General features: G+C 55.2%; 16 protein-coding genes. 15 read left to right on the top strand and 1 reads right to left on the bottom strand.

Translation table 11 applies throughout. The features are described 5' to 3' along the window. Nucleotides 1-47: 47 nt before the first annotated feature. The 14 genes from ACZ415_RS04355 to ACZ415_RS04420 all read left to right on the top strand — a co-directional run bounded on the left by ACZ415_RS04355 (nucleotide 48) and on the right by ACZ415_RS04420 (nucleotide 15,893). Complete coding sequence (locus ACZ415_RS04355) at nucleotides 48-557, top strand: acyltransferase (RefSeq protein ID WP_344703664.1); 510 nt, start codon at nucleotides 48-50, stop codon at nucleotides 555-557. Nucleotides 558-560: 3 nt separating this feature from the next. Further along, nucleotides 561-1,523, top strand: coding sequence for a sulfotransferase (locus ACZ415_RS04360; protein WP_344703666.1), 963 nt, complete (start codon nucleotides 561-563; stop codon nucleotides 1,521-1,523). Continuing rightward, on the top strand, nucleotides 1,520-2,464 hold the full coding sequence (locus ACZ415_RS04365) for a GNAT family N-acetyltransferase (protein WP_344703668.1): 945 nt from the start codon (nucleotides 1,520-1,522) through the stop codon (nucleotides 2,462-2,464). The genes ACZ415_RS04360 and ACZ415_RS04365 overlap by 4 nt, the downstream gene beginning before the upstream one ends. A 39-nt stretch (nucleotides 2,465-2,503) precedes the next feature. Continuing rightward, on the top strand, nucleotides 2,504-4,120 hold the full coding sequence (locus ACZ415_RS04370; protein ID WP_344703670.1) for a hypothetical protein: 1,617 nt from the start codon (nucleotides 2,504-2,506) through the stop codon (nucleotides 4,118-4,120). A gap of 158 nt (nucleotides 4,121-4,278) precedes the next feature. Further along, complete coding sequence (locus ACZ415_RS04375; RefSeq protein ID WP_344703672.1) at nucleotides 4,279-5,592, top strand: AAA family ATPase; 1,314 nt, start codon at nucleotides 4,279-4,281, stop codon at nucleotides 5,590-5,592. 2 nt (nucleotides 5,593-5,594) lie between these two features. Continuing rightward, nucleotides 5,595-6,035: a hypothetical protein gene (locus ACZ415_RS04380; protein ID WP_344703674.1), complete on the top strand. Its 441-nt coding sequence runs from the start codon at nucleotides 5,595-5,597 to the stop codon at nucleotides 6,033-6,035. A 176-nt stretch (nucleotides 6,036-6,211) separates the two neighbouring features. Continuing rightward, nucleotides 6,212-7,630, top strand: coding sequence for an IS1380 family transposase (locus ACZ415_RS04385; protein WP_464387719.1), 1,419 nt, complete (start codon nucleotides 6,212-6,214; stop codon nucleotides 7,628-7,630). A gap of 284 nt (nucleotides 7,631-7,914) precedes the next feature. Then, nucleotides 7,915-9,333: an IS1380 family transposase gene (locus ACZ415_RS04390; protein WP_311883841.1), complete on the top strand. Its 1,419-nt coding sequence runs from the start codon at nucleotides 7,915-7,917 to the stop codon at nucleotides 9,331-9,333. Nucleotides 9,334-9,596: 263 nt separating this feature from the next. Then, nucleotides 9,597-10,466 carry a hypothetical protein gene (locus ACZ415_RS04395; RefSeq protein WP_344703190.1) on the top strand — a complete coding sequence of 290 codons (870 nt, stop codon included), beginning with the start codon at nucleotides 9,597-9,599 and terminating at the stop codon, nucleotides 10,464-10,466. A gap of 55 nt (nucleotides 10,467-10,521) precedes the next feature. After that, nucleotides 10,522-11,874, top strand: a complete 1,353-nt coding sequence (locus tag ACZ415_RS04400; RefSeq protein WP_344703192.1) for a polysaccharide deacetylase family protein — start codon at nucleotides 10,522-10,524, stop codon at nucleotides 11,872-11,874. A 32-nt stretch (nucleotides 11,875-11,906) separates the two neighbouring features. Beyond that, entirely contained in the window at nucleotides 11,907-13,025 is a 1,119-nt protein-coding gene (locus ACZ415_RS04405) for an O-antigen ligase family protein (RefSeq protein WP_344703195.1), read from the top strand. A 111-nt stretch (nucleotides 13,026-13,136) separates the two neighbouring features. Continuing rightward, nucleotides 13,137-14,237 carry a glycosyltransferase family 4 protein gene (locus ACZ415_RS04410; RefSeq protein ID WP_344703201.1) on the top strand — a complete coding sequence of 367 codons (1,101 nt, stop codon included), beginning with the start codon at nucleotides 13,137-13,139 and terminating at the stop codon, nucleotides 14,235-14,237. Nucleotides 14,238-14,247: 10 nt separating this feature from the next. Beyond that, complete coding sequence (gene wecB / locus ACZ415_RS04415; RefSeq protein WP_344703197.1) at nucleotides 14,248-15,363, top strand: non-hydrolyzing UDP-N-acetylglucosamine 2-epimerase; 1,116 nt, start codon at nucleotides 14,248-14,250, stop codon at nucleotides 15,361-15,363. 5 nt (nucleotides 15,364-15,368) lie between these two features. Continuing rightward, on the top strand, nucleotides 15,369-15,893 hold the full coding sequence (locus tag ACZ415_RS04420) for a glycosyltransferase (RefSeq protein ID WP_464387761.1): 525 nt from the start codon (nucleotides 15,369-15,371) through the stop codon (nucleotides 15,891-15,893). Nucleotides 15,894-15,905: 12 nt separating this feature from the next. On the opposite strand, the gene ACZ415_RS04425 is transcribed toward ACZ415_RS04420, so the two are convergent. Continuing rightward, entirely contained in the window at nucleotides 15,906-17,063 is a 1,158-nt protein-coding gene (locus tag ACZ415_RS04425; protein ID WP_464387762.1) for an IS701 family transposase, read from the bottom strand. A gap of 90 nt (nucleotides 17,064-17,153) precedes the next feature. Here ACZ415_RS04425 and ACZ415_RS04430 point away from each other — a divergent pair, with 90 nt between their 5' ends. Beyond that, nucleotides 17,154-17,891, top strand: coding sequence for a glycosyltransferase family 2 protein (locus tag ACZ415_RS04430; RefSeq protein ID WP_344701087.1), 738 nt, complete (start codon nucleotides 17,154-17,156; stop codon nucleotides 17,889-17,891). The last annotated feature ends 59 nt before the right edge of the window (nucleotides 17,892-17,950 follow it).

The following is a 17,950-nucleotide window of genomic DNA, read 5'->3' on the forward strand; positions in this document are numbered from 1 at the left end:
TATCCATTAAGCTTGACATAAGCTTTTTTGGTAATTAAAGGTAAAGTATGTTGAGAAAAATATTGTCTTTTTTGGGAGGGGATGGGTTTGGTAATCCAAGCTTCAAAGCGATACTTCTCTTAAAGCATTTTTGTATTCAGAAGATGCTGCGTATAAACCATCTTGCTGGCTGGCCTGTGCATTGGACTTCTAAGGTTATAAGCCCTGAAAAAATTGAAAGAGGGACGAGATGTCCTGGACTAAGCATGGGTTGTCATATTGATGGAAGAAACGGCATAAATTTTGGAAAAAACGTATGGATTGGCCCAAGAGTTTCGATTATATCGATGAACCACAACCCTAATAACTATCATCATTATATTGAAGGTGGCCCAGTCATTATTGGTGATAATTGTTGGCTGGGGGCAAACGCAGTGATATTGCCGGAAGTGAAAATAGGTGAGCATACGATTGTTGCGGCGGGATCAGTCGTAACCAAATCCTTTCCGGACAGCAACCAACTGTTAGCGGGAGTTCCTGCCAAGGTCGTCAAAAAGCTTGATGACTACAAGGGGTAAGGAATGAGGATAATAACCTTTCTATCAAAAATACGGAGAAAAATCTTAGCTCTCCTCTTAAGATTTCTCTCTCCCGCTATCAGAATTTGGGAAAACCATTTTTTTCATTCCGATAAAAAGACAGAGCATCCGCCTGTCTTCATCATCGGTGCGCCTCGAACCGGCTCTACCATTCTCTACCAGGCATTAACCAATGCCTATCAGTTTGCCTATATCGACAACACGGCCTGTGCGTGGCATCGCAACCTGCGTTTTGGTTTATGGCTGAGCCGGAGAAAATACGGCGATGCCCCTCACGATAACTTCAAGGCCGAGCACGGCAACACGAGCAATTTTGGCGGCCATGCCCCCAGCGAATGCGGGCAGTTCTGGTATCGGTGGCTGCCGAAAGACCGCCACTTTATCGACCACCATGAGGTGACGCCCAAGATGGTGGCCGAGATTCGCCGGGAAGTGTTGGGTGCTTCTGCCTGCCTACAGCGCCCGTTACTCTTCAAGAACCTGAACGCCGGCCAGCGGCTGCGGCTGATTCACCAGGCCTTCCCCGATGCCAAGATAATTTTTGTCCGCCGCGATCCCAGGTTCGTCATTCGCTCCATACGCAAGGCCCGGCAAAAAACCGGAACTCGGGCAGGCCAGTGGTGGAGCATCATGCCACCGAATGTGGATGACCTGCTGGCCCTGCCTGAAGGCGCCATGTGTGCCGCCCAGGCTTATTACCTGGAAGAGCAGATAGACAAGGATTTGATGTCCTTCCCCGAGGAAAACGTACAAAGGGTCCACTATCAGGACTTTGATGACAAACTAATACACCGCCTCGGTGCATGGTGCAACGTTGCTCCTCGGGAAGGCGGGGAACTACCCGCTTTTCACCATGACGACCCGCACAATTTGCCGCGGCAAGAGCGTGAAGCACTGGCAAGCCTGGCAGAACAATACCCGTTCAAGAAGGAACTTTTCGTTTGAAGGATATCTATCGCGCCCTGTGCCAAACCGAACCCACCATCCCCCTGTTCTCCCAGGCCTGGTGGCTGGATGCGGTAGCCGGTGATAGCTGGGATGTGGTGCTGGCAACCAAGGGCGAGCAGGTCATCGGAGCATTGCCCTACGTGACACGGCAAAAGGGAAGGCTGACCCTACTGACTCAGCCGCCGCTCACGCAAACGCTGGGTCCTTGGGTGCGCCCGAGTCAAAAGTCTTACCCCAAGCGGCTGGCATACGAAAAAGATGTGCTGGGAGCGCTGGCCGACCAGCTGCCGCGCTACCACCACTACGCGCAGAACTGGCACTGCGGCTGCCAGAACTGGCTGCCCTTTTACTGGCGCGGCTTCGAGCAAACAACGCGCTATACCTACCGCCTGCCCATGCAGGAAGAAGAGCAGCTATGGAAGGGGCTGCAAGAGAATATCCGACGCGAAATACGTAAAGCTACAAACAAGCTCGACGTTACCGTGCGGGAAGGCACGCTGGACGAACTTCTGGCCCTCAATGAGATGACGTTTGTCCGGCAGAACCGCTCTGCCCCTTACAGCCGCGATTTTGTTAAGAGGCTCGACGCCGCCGCCGCGGCGCGCGATGCCCGCGACTGCCTGGTCGCCGAAGATGCTCAAGGCAGGCTGCATGCCGGCGCCTATATTGTCCGCAGCGTCAACACCGCCTATTACCTGATGGGCGGCGGCGACCCGGAGCTGCGCAGCAGCGGCGCGACTAGCTTGGTGCTGTGGGAAGCCCTCTGCCGGCAGCCAGAAGCTGTAGAGGTTTTCGACTTTGAAGGCTCCATGATCGAGCCGATCGAGCGCTTTTTCCGCGCGTTCGGCGCCGTACAAACCCCCTATTTCGCCGTCAGCCACACCCCGTCGCGCGTCCTGCGACTGGCGATGGCCGTGCGTTCACTGCTGAAGAAGTAGCGGCCGCAGCGGGCCTTCTCTCCCGGGTTGCATTGATTCATGGATACCGTTCTCTCAGCACCCAAGCCGCAAGGCGTGGACGACTGGCTGTGCGATGTAGCAGGCCAGGAAACCTTCTACACCGCACTGTCTCGCCATCTCGCCAAGCAGCTTACGCGGCAGGCGAGCGGCGTGAGTTTGGCCGACGCCGAGGCCTTTATCGACGCCGGGCTTTACCACGCCCGCCAGCGCGACGAGGCCTCGGACGATAGGCTGATGTCACTGGACGCGCCGGAAGACGAAGCCGTCGCCCCATCGATCAGCCTGTTCGAGCTGGATCTCGACTTCGCCCGCCGGCAAACCCCGCTGATTGTTCGCGCTATCCACTTCCCAGCCTGCGACGAACGCCTTGGGTATGATTATGCGGCGCTGCTGAGACTGTTCCCTGCGCTGTACTTTATTGATTGCCATTTTACCTGCGAGCCGCTATCGCTGGGATATAGCACCCATAGCCGCTTTGAAGACTGCACGTTTGACCTGCCCTGGCGAGTAGAAGACGGCAGCGGCCCGGGGCAGGATCACGTGCTGTTTGATCGCTGTCGGTTTGAGCAAGGGATAGCCATTCAAGGCAACGAACTGGGGCAGTCGCCGATTGACAGCGCCCTGGCCTTCTTTCGCGACGGCGTGATTCGTGGGTGCCTTTGCCTGCAGAACATGGCGACCGACATCCCCGTTTTTGCCAATACCCTGGCCGAAAAAACGCAGATCGATCGAATAGCGCTCGAGCACTGCGAGCTCGGCGGCCGCTTTACACTCGCCAACACCGGCCCCATTACCGATATCTCGTTCAACAGCACCGTGTTTCTGGACAAGTTCGCGCTGATCCACTGCCCGGTTGGCCGCTTCAGCGCCAAAAATGTCAACTTCGAAGGCCTGGCGGATTTCTACCAGTCTACCTTTGAGAGCTTTTTGGTTCGCAAGTCGATTTTTCGTGATTTCGCCGGCTTTGAAGATTGCCGCTTTGGCGCCGCGGACAAGAGCGGTGGGCGTATCACGCTGCGCTATGTCAGCTTCTACAGCTTTACCAATTTTCGCAGCGCGACGTTTCACCTTCCCCTCGACCTGCGCAGCACCAACCGCCGCGAGCCGCCCAACTTTCTCGATGCGACCTTCAGTCCGCACGCGCGCAAGAGCACCGATCGGGAAACGTTTCGCATCATCAAACACTCATTCGAGGCGGTGGGCAACCGCATAGAGGCCAACGCCTATTTCGCCCACGAGATGGAAGCCTACCGCCGGGAGCTAAGCGAAGCGGCCCGCCGCGACGGCCGTCACAAGCGTTTCTGGGAGCGCCTGCTGGTCTCGCTCAATTTCGTCCTCTCGCGCCACGGGCAAAGCTACTGGCAGCCGCTACTGGGCGTGTTTGCTTGTGCCGGTGTAATTGCCTTGCAGCAGGCCAACTGGCATCGAGGCTGGCTGACCTGGCCCGCCGCCACGCCCGACGTTATCCCGGCGCTGGGCGCCACGCTGAACGCCTGGGCCAGCGGCATGGTCATCTTTCGCCCGCTATACGCCGCCTTTCCCGGGCAGGAAGCGTTCATCCTGCTGATGGCGGTACTGCTTTCCACCTGCCTTTGGCATTTTCTGGTCGCCTCCCGGCGGCACCATCGGCGTTAGACGTATCATCCGCGGCCACACCCGCCTTAATGGCGAAAAACGCTGTGTCATAACAAAAAACTGGTGTAAGATCGCCGTCGATCCGCTGCCGGTGTGGGACAAGCGCAAACATGGCGCGCTACTTGCCGGCTTTGGCCCGACTTTAAAGGTATACCGCTATGCTGGTCAGTTTCTCGGTGGAAAACGTCCTGTCGTTTCAGGAAGGGCAAGCCCTGCGCATGGAAGCCGTGAGCCGTGGCAAGGACGACATCAATCCGCTGAACGCTTTCCCGGCACCGGGAAACGATCACACCCGGCTGCTGAAAAGCGCGCTGATCTTTGGTGCCAATGCCAGCGGCAAGTCCAATTTCATCCGCGCGCTGTCCCTGTTTCGGCGTATTGTCCTGCATAGTCAGGCGGCACTCGAGGAGCACGACACCCCTACCGGTCACGTTCTTCCGTTTTTACTGGCCCGGGAAAGCGCGCAACAGCCCTCCGTCATGGAAGTGGTTTTCTACGAAGCCGGCATCCGCTACCGCTATGGCCTGGAAATACAGGCCGGCCGCGTCGTGGGCGAATGGCTGTTTTATACCCCCAGCGCCCGGGAAACCATGCTCTTCAACCGCGAAGGCCAAGAGGTTGAGTACAATAAGCAGGGCTTTGCCGAGGCGGCGCCGTTTGTCAAGGAAGGCAGGGTCCAGCAAACGCGAGACAGCGTTCCCTTTGTCGCGTTGCTGGCCAGCCACGACGGCAAGCATTCGCAACACCTGGTGCGCTGGGTGAACCGCCTCGCCGTCATCAGCGGCACCCAGGAACAGGGCTACATGGGCTTCACCATTGAGCTAATGAAGAAAGACGCCGAGTTCAAGGCCTGGCTGCTGGAGATTCTCGACTATTTTCAGATCGCCGACCTCAACGTTGTGGAAGTCGAAATGCCCGAAGTAGGGTTGGATGTACCCGACGACCAGGTAGAGCTACAGAACCTTCTGTCGTCGTTGAACCGCCTGTCCAAAAAGCAGAAATCACAAAGCCTCAAGGTCACCAAGCGCGTTGTCGCCGGGGAAGAAACGACCCGCATGGAGTTTCCGCTGTCGTTCGAGTCGGAAGGCACCAAAAAGCTGATTCATTTGCTGGGCCCCATTTACGACTCGATAAAAAACAAGCGCATTCTGGTGATCGATGAACTGGAAGCCAAGTTTCATACGCTTCTCACCCGTTTCTTGTTTCGCATCTATCATCAGAAAAATGCGTCAGGCAGCCAAATCATCGCCGCAGCGCACGACACCAGCCTGATGGCTACCGAGGACTTTCGTCGCGATCAGATCTGGTTCGTCGATAAGGACTCCCGAGGCAGCAGCGAGCTCTACTCTCTGGTGGAATTCAAGGAACGCGCCCGGCAGCTCAAGGCCCACTATGGTCGGGACTATCTCGCTGGTGCCTTTGGCGCCGTATCGCTTTTCGAGCGCGTTGAAAATATCGAAGAGATGATGTAGCCATGGCCGCGAAGAAACGCAAAGCGATGGCGGGCGGCAAACGGGCCACGGAAACCCGCGAGCCCAGAGCTACCGAAAAGCCCTGCGTTCTGTTCAGTTTCAAACATTTCCATGATGCTGACGATACCGGGCAGTCGCTGTCGAACTGGGCAGAAGACAACCCCGGCCAGCTTGCCGGCCTGCTGCAAAAAATGGCCCATATCAGCCAGCAGACGGTGCCAGAGGCCCGCCAGGACACGACGCTCACGCTTTACGGCCGCTTCCCCGAGTCGGCCAACACCGACTTTGCCTGCCCCCGCCACCTTCAAGGTCAGAAAAACTGGGGCGTGATACGCAACATCGGCGGGCAGAAGCCACGAGCCGCCGGCTTCTTGCAGGGCAACATCTTCTACGTGGTGTTTCTGGATAAGCACCACCAATTCTACAAAAGCAGCCGACGCTAGCGTCTGCGCAACGGACTACCAGCCTGGCTGCCTATCGGCTTTGGCGCATAGGGTGGCTAACTTTAGCCGCATGACGTTATGGATTCGGAAAAACTTTTGAAGAGACTTCAGCCCGGCTTATTCATGAGGCTGGCTTGAAAATAAAGATGGCGAGGGGTTTCTCTTGTAGAATCAGGATGTTCCAGCCAGAACTTGATTCAAGAGGACCTCTCGCCATGGGTGAAAGATTATCGTCGTGGACGCCTTCCTGCAATGGTTCTGTTCGGGCCGAGCTAAGCGGCCACCGCACCACCAGCGACAGCGGCGCCTTGCTGCTGCGTGAAGCCCTCGACAACAGCGGTGTTATCCAGGCGCTGGAAGAAAGCCTGGTCGACCGGCGTGATCCACTGCGTATTCGTCATTCCCTGGCCAGCCAGCTGCGAACCGTCGTGTTGCAGCGCGCCATGGGGTGGATCGACCTGGACGATACCGACACGCTGCGTCACGATCCGCTCTGGCAGCTGGCGTGCAGCGATGCACGCGGAATGACGCCTCTGGCACAGGACCGTCCGTCGCAGGCGACGCTGTCGCGGCTGCTGGCGTGCCTTGGGAGTCATGACAACATCGATACCGTGCATGAAGGCCTGTTGCGCCTGGCGATCTGGCGCCTGGCATCGCTGAACCACGGCGAGCAGCCCGATAACCTGACGCTGGACATCGACGGCCTGCCGATCGAGGTCCATGGTCGTCAGGGCGGGTCGGCCTTTCACGGGCTGTACGGCACACGCATTTATTCGCCGCTGGTGGCCTCGCTGGCCGAAACCGGTGACATGGTCGGCGGCCTGCTGCGCGAGGGTAACGCGGGCCCTGCCGAGAACGCCGATACCTGGATCCCTCACCTGGTACGGCGCCTCAATGAAGGCACCGGTGCGACAGTGACAGTGCGTATCGATGCCGGGTTTACCGGCAACGATACGCTGCTGGCCATGGAAGAGCGTGATATCGCGTACCTGGGCCGGCTGCGCAGCAACAACACCCTTCAGACGCTGGCGGCGCCGTATCTCAAGCGGCCGCCCGGCCGACCCCCGGACCAGCCCCGGGAATGGTGCCATGACCTTGAATACCGGGCCGACAGCTGGCCCGCGCCACGGCGCGTCGTGCTGGTGGTTCAGGAACGCCCCGATGACCTGTTGCTCCACGCTTTTTTCCTGGTGACCAACCTGAGTCGGTACCACTGGCCGCCGGAAAAGGTGTTATCGCTGTACCGCAAGCGCGGCAGCGCCGAGGCGCACATGGGCGAGGTCAAGTCGGCGCTGGATGTCCACCTCTCGTCGACGGATCGCGGCGCCTCTACCGAGCAGAACGTGATGGATCGCAACGAGGCGAGTCTTCTGCTGAGCCTTTACGCCTATCAGGTGCTGCATGGTCTGCGTTGCGTGCTGGAACGGCAAACCCGACAGGGCTGGAGCCTGATCCGGATGCGAGAGCAGGTCCTCAAGGTGGCCGCCACCCTGATCCTCCACGCCCGACGTATCACGGTCCACCTCGGCGCCGCAGCCGATAAATGGTGGCCGACTCTGCTGAAAGGGCTACCAAAACTGACGGCGTTGCGCTGACGCCTCAGCGGTCGCATAAGCAAGAGAGTGAGACGCCGGTCCTGTCGATGACCGGCGGTTCCGGCTGGCCGGATGACCGACGACAAGGCAGGGAAGGGGCTGAATAACGGCGATAACAGCCGGACAGAGCGTCACCGGAAGACGATGCCGTCTCGAAATCGGCGTTCGGCGACGAGCTACCGGCTCCCCGGGGCTTCAGGATGCCCAATCAGCGTTCCGCCCGGCTTATTCATGAGGCTGGCTTGAAAATAAAGATGGCGAGGGGTTTCTCTTGTAGAATCAGGATGTTCCAGCCAGAACTTGATTCAAGAGGACCTCTCGCCATGGGTGAAAGATTATCGTCGTGGACGCCTTCCTGCAATGGTTCTGTTCGGGCCGAGCTAAGCGGCCACCGCACCACCAGCGACAGCGGCGCCTTGCTGCTGCGTGAAGCCCTCGACAACAGCGGTGTTATCCAGGCGCTGGAAGAAAGCCTGGTCGACCGGCGTGATCCACTGCGTATTCGTCATTCCCTGGCCAGCCAGCTGCGAACCGTCGTGTTGCAGCGCGCCATGGGGTGGATCGACCTGGACGATACCGACACGCTGCGTCACGATCCGCTCTGGCAGCTGGCGTGCAGCGATGCACGCGGAATGACGCCTCTGGCACAGGACCGTCCGTCGCAGGCGACGCTGTCGCGGCTGCTGGCGTGCCTTGGGAGTCATGACAACATCGATACCGTGCATGAAGGCCTGTTGCGCCTGGCGATCTGGCGCCTGGCATCGCTGAACCACGGCGAGCAGCCCGATAACCTGACGCTGGACATCGACGGCCTGCCGATCGAGGTCCATGGTCGTCAGGGCGGGTCGGCCTTTCACGGGCTGTACGGCACACGCATTTATTCGCCGCTGGTGGCCTCGCTGGCCGAAACCGGTGACATGGTCGGCGGCCTGCTGCGCGAGGGTAACGCGGGCCCTGCCGAGAACGCCGATACCTGGATCCCTCACCTGGTACGGCGCCTCAATGAAGGCACCGGTGCGACAGTGACAGTGCGTATCGATGCCGGGTTTACCGGCAACGATACGCTGCTGGCCATGGAAGAGCGTGATATCGGGTACCTGGGCCGGCTGCGCAGCAACAACACCCTTCAGACGCTGGCGGCGCCGTATCTCAAGCGGCCGCCCGGCCGACCCCCGGACCAGCCCCGGGAATGGTGCCATGACCTTGAATACCGGGCCGACAGCTGGCCCGAGCCACGGCGCGTCGTGCTGGTGGTTCAGGAGCGCCCCGACGACCTGTTGCTCCACGCCTTCTTCCTGGTGACCAACCTGAGTCGGTACCACTGGCCGCCGGAAAAGGTGTTATCACTGTACCGCAAGCGCGGCAGCGCCGAGGCGCACATGGGCGAGGTCAAGTCGGCGCTGGATGTTCACCTCTCGTCGACCGATCGCGGCGCCTCCACCGAGCAGAACGTGATGGATCGCAACGAGGCGAGTCTTCTGCTGAGCCTTTACGCCTATCAGGTGCTGCATGGTCTGCGTTGCGTGCTGGAACGGCAAACCCGACAGGGCTGGAGCCTGATCCGAATGCGTGAGCAGGTCCTCAAGGTGGCCGCCACCCTGATCCTCCACGCCCGACGTATCACGGTCCACCTCGGCGCCGCAGCCGATAAATGGTGGCCGACTCTGCTGAAAGGGCTACCAAAACTGACAGCGTTGCGCTGACGCCTCAGCGGTCGCATAAGCAAGACAGTGAGACGCCGGTCCTGTCGATGACCGGCGGTTCCGGCTGCCCGGATGACCGACGACAAGGCAGGGAAGGGGCTGAATAACGGCGATAGCAGCCGGACAGAGCGTCACCGGAAGACGGTGCCGTCTCGAAATCGGCGTTCGGCGACGAGCTACCGGCTCCCCGGGGCTTCAGGATGCCCAGTCAGCGTTCCGGTGAATAAGCCGGGTTCCGGTGAATAAGCCGGGTTCAGGAAGAAATGGAATTCACCCTCAATTTACCAGTTTTTATCTGGGAAGCAGTCGCCAATTTTGCGTCTATTCTTCTGGCCGGTTTAATCATTGCTTTCGTTACCACTTTTTATCTTAAGAAAAAAGACGAACGCACCCGAGTGGCCGGTGTGATTCTGGAAAAACGAGTGGATGCACAGCAGGAAATCCTGCGATTCATGGAAAGTAGCACGCAGAAATTTGAAGTGCGCCAGAATGAAGCATCACTACTACGAGAATTGCTTTTAAAACTGGATATGCATCTGCCTTATGATCCACATGTTCAATATGCCGATATCTTCACATCAACAAAAAAGTTTCGTGAATTTGCGCATGGCGTACAGGGATTTGAAGGTCTGCTTGAAAAACACAAGCTTTGGCTGGATGTAAAGGTGCGACGGCATATATTGACTATGCAGGCTTATTTTGCATCCATAAATGCGTTGCTTATCTCTTTTAACCGTGTTCCGCTACCCAAAAACATTACGCTGAGTGAAAAAGATTTCACAGAGCTGAGCGACAGGCTATTATGGATGCTTGGGGCTGTTCTGGACGAAGAATTCAACCGCCTGGTAATGGATCTTGAGGTGCTGCTTGTAGGCTCGATTTATAAGCTCGACCTAACCAGACCCAAAGCAGGAATTTTCGCTAAACGTCATGCCGGGAAAGAAATTAAGCGAGTAGAAAATTTTTTATATGAGAAATCCTTGCTGGGTGCTTATATTCGCCAGGCACCCATACTGGTTATTCTGCTCTTACAGGCTCATAAGAATATAGAAATATCTGAAGAAGAAGCAATGGATTACTATATGCGCGTTACTGGGACCTCGGTTACAGATAAACCAAGAGTTTTTATGTAAAAATATTTCCGTTTCACTCCGTTTCTTTAGTGGTCCTAATAAGGTTTTATCTTTCATGCCTCAGTTTTCTAATCAGGCCCTTGATTGGCTTTCTTCAATCCTTGAAGAGCGCTTCGGGCATGCTTTTACGCTTACCCAGTCTCAAAATAGTCTTAGGCTCTCCCTAGCCATATCGCCACAAGGTTATATCTTATTCCCTAGGCTGGAAACAGCCTTCCACCAGTCGCGCTCGGATTTTCCTTGCGGCAGCTGGGATGCCGCCGCCGCAGGCTTTACGCCCGTGCTCGGCGAGCCGCTGCCCACGCCGGCCATGCCGCACCCGCCGGCGCGGCTGGTGGAGCCAACCGAACATGGCGACGTCACCATCCACTACGACATCCTCGGCCTGACGTACTGGATGCTCACGCGGCTGGAAGAGGTCGGCCGTACCGACCTCGACGAGCACGACCGCTTCCCGGCGACGTCGTCGCACGCCTACCGCCACGGTTACCTGGAACGCCCCATCGTTGATGAATGGCTTGACCTGCTCGGCCAGGTAATCAAGCGCCAGTGGCCCGAGGTCAAACTCAAGCAACACCGGTTCAGCATGAAGGTGTCGCACGATGTGGATCGTCCAACGCGCTATGGCTACCAGCCGCTGAAAGGGCTGGTTCGTACCATGGGTGGCGATATTCTTAAACGAAGAGATTTCAAGCATGCGCTACTCGCGCCTTGGATTCGTTTGAATTCCAAGAAACATCTACATCCGAAGGATCCTTACAATACCTTCGATTGGATTATGGACCAGTCAGAAAAACATGGGCTGACCAGCGCATTTTATTTCATCTGTGGTCAAACCCATCCAACAAAAGATGCGCTTTACAATATAGAAGATGAGCCTATTCGCCACCTTATCCGACGCATTCATGACCGTGGCCATGAGGTAGGCTTGCACCCCAGCTATAATACCTATCAATCTCCTAAACTTATTGCTGGCGAGGCTAAACGCTTGCGTGCCGTTTGCGCCGAAGAAGGCGTCGAACAAGATATATGGGGCGGGCGGATGCATTATCTACGCTGGGAAACGCCCACGACCCTGAACGCCTGGAATGACGCAGGAATGAACTATGATTCAACCCTGGGCTATGCCGACAGGCCGGGGTTTCGCTGCGGCACCTGCCATGAATACTCATCTTTTGATGCACTTAGCCAACAGCCACTATCTTTGCGAATAAGACCTTTGATAGTTATGGAATGTTCCGTAATGGCTCCGCAGTATCTTGGTCTGGGTGCCAGCAATGCAGCACTGGATAAATTTTTCCAGTTAAAATCTAAATGCCATAGTGCTCGTGGCTGCTATACAGTGCTTTGGCATAACTCAGAGCTTTATAGTTCCGCCATTAAAAAATTATATAAAAACTTATTATGATCTACTTATACCCTGTTGCGCTAGCAGTTTTGATGGCTTTATCAGGCTTTTTATTCGATTCTGATTGGATTGAGTTTGCCAGTAAATACTATCCTGTTGTTTTTTTAGGGATCGGAGCAGCATCACTTATAGTTATGTTCCTTTGGGCCGGAAGGAAAAAAAATATTATAGAGAAGCCTTTTTTGATACTCGGCTCAGGCATAGGGTTTTTTATAATTATCGGATTATCATCTTCTATCTTCAGCGGTGCTGGGAATATATTGGCTCTTGGTATGAAAATATCAACCCTCATTTTTAACTTATTTTTTGCATTTTTCTCATACAAAATTTTTAATGATAAAAAAAGATTCAGGATTTTCGCGAAAACCATGGCAGGCATATGCTTTACGGCCTCTATTGTTTTAATTGTTAGCGGAAACACTTCTTTTAACCTTAATTGGGTAGGAATAACAACAACTTACTCCGTTTTATTCTTGATTCTCTCATCTCACAAAACCTCTTTCTTCAGTAATTTGTTTTTTTTGTCTTTGCTATTATTTTTTGGGTTTTCTTTAGGGGCTCGGGGAGTAGAAGCCGCTGCAGCGTTATGCCTTTTATATACTGCATTTACTCTTTTATTAAGTCGGCGCTTTGAAAAAAAAATAAACTCATTTATTTTTTACCTAATGCCTGCAGTGAGCTTAATTGTAGCTATCGCAGGAGTATGGTTATACAACAGCGACATTTATTCTTACTTAGTATCTTTAAGCATTGAGAACACTGGGAAAAGTCTCGATTCGGGTCGATTGGGGCGATGGGACTTGGGCTACAGACTTCTCCTTGAACGCCCGTTTTTTGGCTGGGGTGTTGATGCGCACATATCGCGTGCCGGTAATACGCAAGGTTTTGGCGATCTTCATAATTTATGGTGGGAGTTTGCTTTTCGAGCAGGAGTCATAGGATTATCTTTTTTTATAGTTTTATTTTATTACCTTGCTTATAGATTTTCTTCTTGTGCTCTAGCCGACAGAGCCGTTTGTGCCTATATTATAATTTTCATTTTTTTATCAGTTTATGCCTTAGGAGGCGTTACACATTGGCCAGGAGCATTTATGTTTTGGTGCTTGATAGGAATATTATTAAGGATAAGTCATAATAATGATAAACAATGACTAACAAGAGCACCCAAGACGGTTAGAACCACTATCTCTATAAAGTTGATTTAGCTGTAAGCTCTTTTACCTAATTTTATAATCAATCAAAAGGAAAATATTAACTTGATTGTGGCCCACCTCACCTCCGTCCACCCCCGCACCGACACCCGCATTTTCCTCAAGGAATGCACCTCTCTCGCGAATCACGGCTATACCGTTTCTCTTGTAGTTGCTGACGGCAAGGGCGATGAAGAAAAAGCGGGCGTTAAGATCCACGATGTCGGCGCTTCCAAGGGGCGCCTGGACCGCATTCGTCATGCGCCAGGGCGGGTACTGACGAAAGCGCTGGCGCTGGATGCTGATGTTTACCATCTGCACGACCCTGAGCTGATCCCGATTGGCCTCAAGCTGAAAAAGCGCGGCAAGACGGTGATTTTTGATGCCCACGAGGATGTGCCCAAGCAGCTGCTGGGTAAGTCCTATCTTAACAAACCAGCGAAATGGGCACTATCCAAGTCGTTTGCCGTGTATGAGCGCTGGGCCTGCCGTCAACTGGATGCGGTAATTGCCGCTACGCCCTATATTCGCGATAAATTCATCGCAATGGGCATACGTTCGGAAGATATCAATAACTACCCGCTGCTGGGTGAACTGGCCAGCGACCAGGTGGATTGGTCTCAGAAAAAGAATCAGGTGTGCTATGTGGGTGGTATTGGCCGGCTACGCGGTATTCTTCAAGTCGTTCAGGCGATGGGCTTTGTTGGCTCTGACACACGGCTGCAGCTAGCCGGTAAATTTAGTGATGTAAGCGCTGAGCTGGCTGCTAAGGCTGACGAGGGCTGGAAACAGGTCGATGCTCTAGGGTTCGTTAATCGTGAGGGCGTGTGTGATCTCTTAACCACATCGATCGCGGGGGTCGTGACATTTTTGCCTTCCCCTAATCATACTGATGCCCAGCCTAATAAAATGTTTGAGTATATGAGCGCGGGTGTTCCTGTTATTGCTTCTAACTTCCCACTTTGGAAAGGGATCATCGAAGATAATCAGTGCGGACTGTGTGTCGATCCGTTAGTTCCCCAGGCCATTGCCGACGCCATCGGCTATCTCGTATCGCATCCCGAAGAAGCGGAACAGATGGGTCGCAACGGTCAGCGGGCCGTGCAGGAACGCTATAACTGGGCTATCGAAGAGCAAAAGCTGCTCGATCTCTATCAATCACTCAACGAGTAACGAGTCACTTATGCCCCGCATTCTCACCGTCATCGGCGCGCGGCCGCAGTTCATCAAGGCGAGCGTCGTCTCCCGCGCCATCCAGCAAACGGCTGGCATTGAAGAAATCATGCTGCACACCGGCCAGCATTTTGATGCCAACATGTCGGATGTGTTTTTCAACCAGCTGGGCATGCCCCGTCCGGCCATTCAGCTGGATATTCACGGTGGCTCGCACGGTGAGATGACCGGGCGCATGCTGACCGAGATCGAGCAGGCCATTGTGGAACACAAGCCGGATCGCGTGCTGGTCTACGGCGATACCAACTCGACGCTGGCCGGCGCGCTGGCGGCGGCCAAGCTGCATGTGCCGGTGGCGCACGTAGAAGCCGGGCTGCGCAGCTTCAACACGGCGATGCCGGAAGAGATCAACCGCATTCTGACCGACCAGATCAGCGATCTGCTGTTCTGCCCCACCGCAGCGGCGGTTAACAACCTGAATGCCGAAGGCTTCGGGCAAAAACCGGTGCGTGTTTTACAGCCCGGCGACGTGATGCAGGATGCCGCGCTGTTCTTCTCCCGCCACGCGGTGGCGCCGAAGGGATTGCCTTCGATGATATCGGCCACGGAAGGACACGGAACATCACGGACAAATGGTGACGGTGGTGGGTTTATTGTCGCGACGCTGCACCGCGCCGAAAACACCGACGACCCCGAGCGTTTGGCCGCCATCGTCACCGCGCTCAATCGCGCGCACCGCGAGGTGGCACCGGTGGTGCTGCCACTGCACCCGCGCACCCGGGCCGCCGTCGAGCGCGCCGGTTTAACGCTTGCCGTCACCACCATTGACCCGGTGGGCTATTTCGAAATGGTATGGCTGCTTAACCACTGCGGCCTGGTGCTGACCGACAGCGGCGGCGTGCAAAAAGAGGCCTTCTTCTTCGGCCGAGCCTGCGTCACCCTGCGCGACCAGACCGAATGGGTCGAGCTGGTAGAAGCCGGGGCCAACGAGCTGGTGGGCGCTGATCAGGCGCGTATCGAAGAGGCTGCCCGGCGGCATTTCGGCCGGCGCGTTGTTGATACGGACCACCTATACGGCGGCGGCAAGGCCGCGCAGGCGATTGTGGATACGCTAACAGGCAGCTAACGCTTATGAGAATTATCTACCTTCACCAGTACTTCAACACCCCCGAAATGTCGGGCGGCACCCGTTCCTACGAGATGGCGCGGCGCATGGTAGCGGCCGGGCATGAGGTGCACATGATCACCGCCTATCGCGAAGATGATAAGCCGGGGGAGTGGTTCACAACCGACGAGGCCGGCATACAGGTGCATTGGTACCCCGTGCCGTACTCCAACCATATGAGCTATGGGCAGCGCATCAAGGCGTTTTTTGCCTTCGCCTTCGCCGCCAGAAAGAAGGCATTGGCACTTGAGGGCGATATCGTTTTCGCCACCAGTACGCCGCTGACCATTGCCATCCCCGGCGTGCTGGCCTCTAGTACTACAGTCGTAACTACAGCCGTGATCGTTCATGCATTGCCATCCGGGCTTGCTGCTGCCGACAGTGGCACTGCCAAGCCCGGTACTGGTGCTTTCGTCGCCAGTCCGACCAATGAAGCACATGGGACAGGGCCTGTTGTCCTTGCCATAGACATCTCCCGATTAGTCGCCTGAGCTCGGAGAGTGTCAACTGAATCCTGTCGGTACGAGTTTTTTTTGCTGGTGACTCGCTTGCCGTATCGCCACCAGCAAGGCGTGGGCGAGCAGCGACAAAGTAATGTGGCGATGCCAACTGGCCCGGCGCCTCACCTCATACTCATCCAGACCGCATTCCCCCTTGGCCGTCTGAAAACCCTGCTCGATTTTCCAGCGCTGACCCGCGACTCGAACCAGCGTCTCTATCGATACCCAGTCCCTGGGCGCGTGGACCACATAATAGGCCAACTCATCCGGTGTCGAGAGGCTGCGTCGGATCAGAAGATAATGGCCCCAGCGGCGTGCCTCTTCCGTAGGCTGCAGCCTTGTCAGCGGCGTCAACGCCCAGTCGTACCTGCGTTCGCCCTTGCTGCCTGAGCCAGCGGATAGGGTCTGCCATGCGTCATCCGGCAGTGCCGCCGCGATCTCGTCGGCTCGCGTGTACTGGAAACTCTTCCACCACAAGGGTTCGTTGCAAGCCACTTCTAAAACAAAGGGTTGTGAGCGATCCTCCAGCCACAGACGCAGGCTGCGGTTACCGCCATAGACGCTATCCCCCGTCACCCAGGCGGCCGGTATGTCCTGATCCATCGCGCGCTCCAGCATCCGGCGAGCGAGCTCGGGTTTGCTGGCAAATTCGACGTCATCAGGGATGCCCGCACGCCGACAACGCTCGCGGTCCTGTGTCCAGGATTTGGGCAAGTACAGGGCGCGATCCAGGAAGGCATGCCCTGCCGGGCTAGCGTAGAGAAGAAAGACCCCGATCTGACTATTTTCGATACGGCCGGCGGTGCCACTGTACTGGCGTTGCACGCCGGCCGAGTGCTGGCCTTTCTTGATAAAGCCGGTCTCGTCCAGGACCAGGACACCCTCAGGCGAGCCCAGCGTATCGATGACCCATTGGCGGAGAATATCGCGTGCTGCGTCCGCATCCCAGCGGGCACGATCCAACAGGTACTGCACCCCATCTGGGGTGGCATCCCCGAGCCACTCGGCAAGATGCCAGCTATTCTTACGTTCGCACTGACTAAGCAGACCCTGGAGGTAGCGTAGTGCGCGATCGCGCGTTTCCGAACGCGGAAAGAGCGGGCCTAACCGATCTGCCAGGTCATCCAACAATGCTGAGACAGAGAGATCCAGTTCTTGCATCCTTCACCCTGTGATCGCTTCCATATCAACCACATGCATTGTAGCTTATTCAGTTACGACTGTAGTACTAGCGAGGGTTGGAGAAAATACTTGAAGGATAATGATTGTGTAGCCGTGCTGTTGCCAACGTTTAAGCCGGGAAGTTATATTGAAGCTTGTTTAAGCTCGCTAGATGCTCAGATTTTAGATAAGTCTAGGTTTTCTGTTTATATAGCATTAAATGGCCCTCGTGATCCATATTATCAGTATGTTGTAGACTTGTTGGAGTTCTTCGAGTTTAGGTGGAGTTTGTTTTATTTGAGTCGACCTGGTGTTTCGAATGCTAGAAACGTATTGTTAGAAAAATCCACGGAATCATATGTTTGTTTTGTCGACGATGATGACGTTTTAAGTGAAAATTATATAGAGTCTCTGCTGAAGGCCTCCGATCCACATACTATTGAAATTTCTAACGTTAGGCAGTTTTCCGACAGATCTGAGGACGTAACGCTTGATTATATCGGAGTTAGCTACCAAAAGTTGCGTGATGAAGAGGACTCAATTTTCAGATCAAGAAAATACTTCTCATCGCCCGTCGCCAAGGTTATTCACAGAAGCATAATTGGTGATTCAAGATTTGATGTTCGTGTATCTCGTGGAGAGGATGCTTTATTCATGGCGAACCTCTCGCCTCATGTGTATAAGATCCGAAAAGGGGTTCCTGAAGCCTACTACTGTGTCAATAAAAGGGTGGGTTCAGCAACCAGGCGAAAGATAAGTCGAGTGCAAGAGGCAAAACGAATAACTTATCTACTTCGGTGCTACAGTTCTATGCTGTTGAATCCCTGAATTCATAGAATAACTGCAGCACTTTGGACCACAAGGTAGAGGCAGGAGGGCCAGTGCCG

The organism is Halomonas cibimaris, from assembly GCF_055379665.1.

Bases quoted from the DNA above. Each gene is read 5' to 3' on its own strand.
- ACZ415_RS04385 (WP_464387719.1), top strand. From the start codon at position 6,212: ATGTTCCAGCCAGAACTTGATTCAAGAGGACCTCTCGCCATGGGTGAA.
- ACZ415_RS04405 (WP_344703195.1), top strand. From the start codon at position 11,907: ATGGCTTTATCAGGCTTTTTATTCGATTCTGATTGGATTGAGTTTGCC.
- ACZ415_RS04375 (WP_344703672.1), top strand. From the start codon at position 4,279: ATGCTGGTCAGTTTCTCGGTGGAAAACGTCCTGTCGTTTCAGGAAGGG.
- ACZ415_RS04355 (WP_344703664.1), top strand. From the start codon at position 48: ATGTTGAGAAAAATATTGTCTTTTTTGGGAGGGGATGGGTTTGGTAAT.
- ACZ415_RS04390 (WP_311883841.1), top strand. From the start codon at position 7,915: ATGTTCCAGCCAGAACTTGATTCAAGAGGACCTCTCGCCATGGGTGAA.
- ACZ415_RS04425 (WP_464387762.1), bottom strand. From the start codon at position 17,063: ATGCAAGAACTGGATCTCTCTGTCTCAGCATTGTTGGATGACCTGGCA.
- ACZ415_RS04395 (WP_344703190.1), top strand. From the start codon at position 9,597: ATGGAATTCACCCTCAATTTACCAGTTTTTATCTGGGAAGCAGTCGCC.
- wecB (WP_344703197.1), top strand. From the start codon at position 14,248: ATGCCCCGCATTCTCACCGTCATCGGCGCGCGGCCGCAGTTCATCAAG.
- ACZ415_RS04420 (WP_464387761.1), top strand. From the start codon at position 15,369: ATGAGAATTATCTACCTTCACCAGTACTTCAACACCCCCGAAATGTCG.
- ACZ415_RS04360 (WP_344703666.1), top strand. From the start codon at position 561: ATGAGGATAATAACCTTTCTATCAAAAATACGGAGAAAAATCTTAGCT.
- ACZ415_RS04400 (WP_344703192.1), top strand. From the start codon at position 10,522: ATGCCTCAGTTTTCTAATCAGGCCCTTGATTGGCTTTCTTCAATCCTT.
- ACZ415_RS04370 (WP_344703670.1), top strand. From the start codon at position 2,504: ATGGATACCGTTCTCTCAGCACCCAAGCCGCAAGGCGTGGACGACTGG.
- ACZ415_RS04380 (WP_344703674.1), top strand. From the start codon at position 5,595: ATGGCCGCGAAGAAACGCAAAGCGATGGCGGGCGGCAAACGGGCCACG.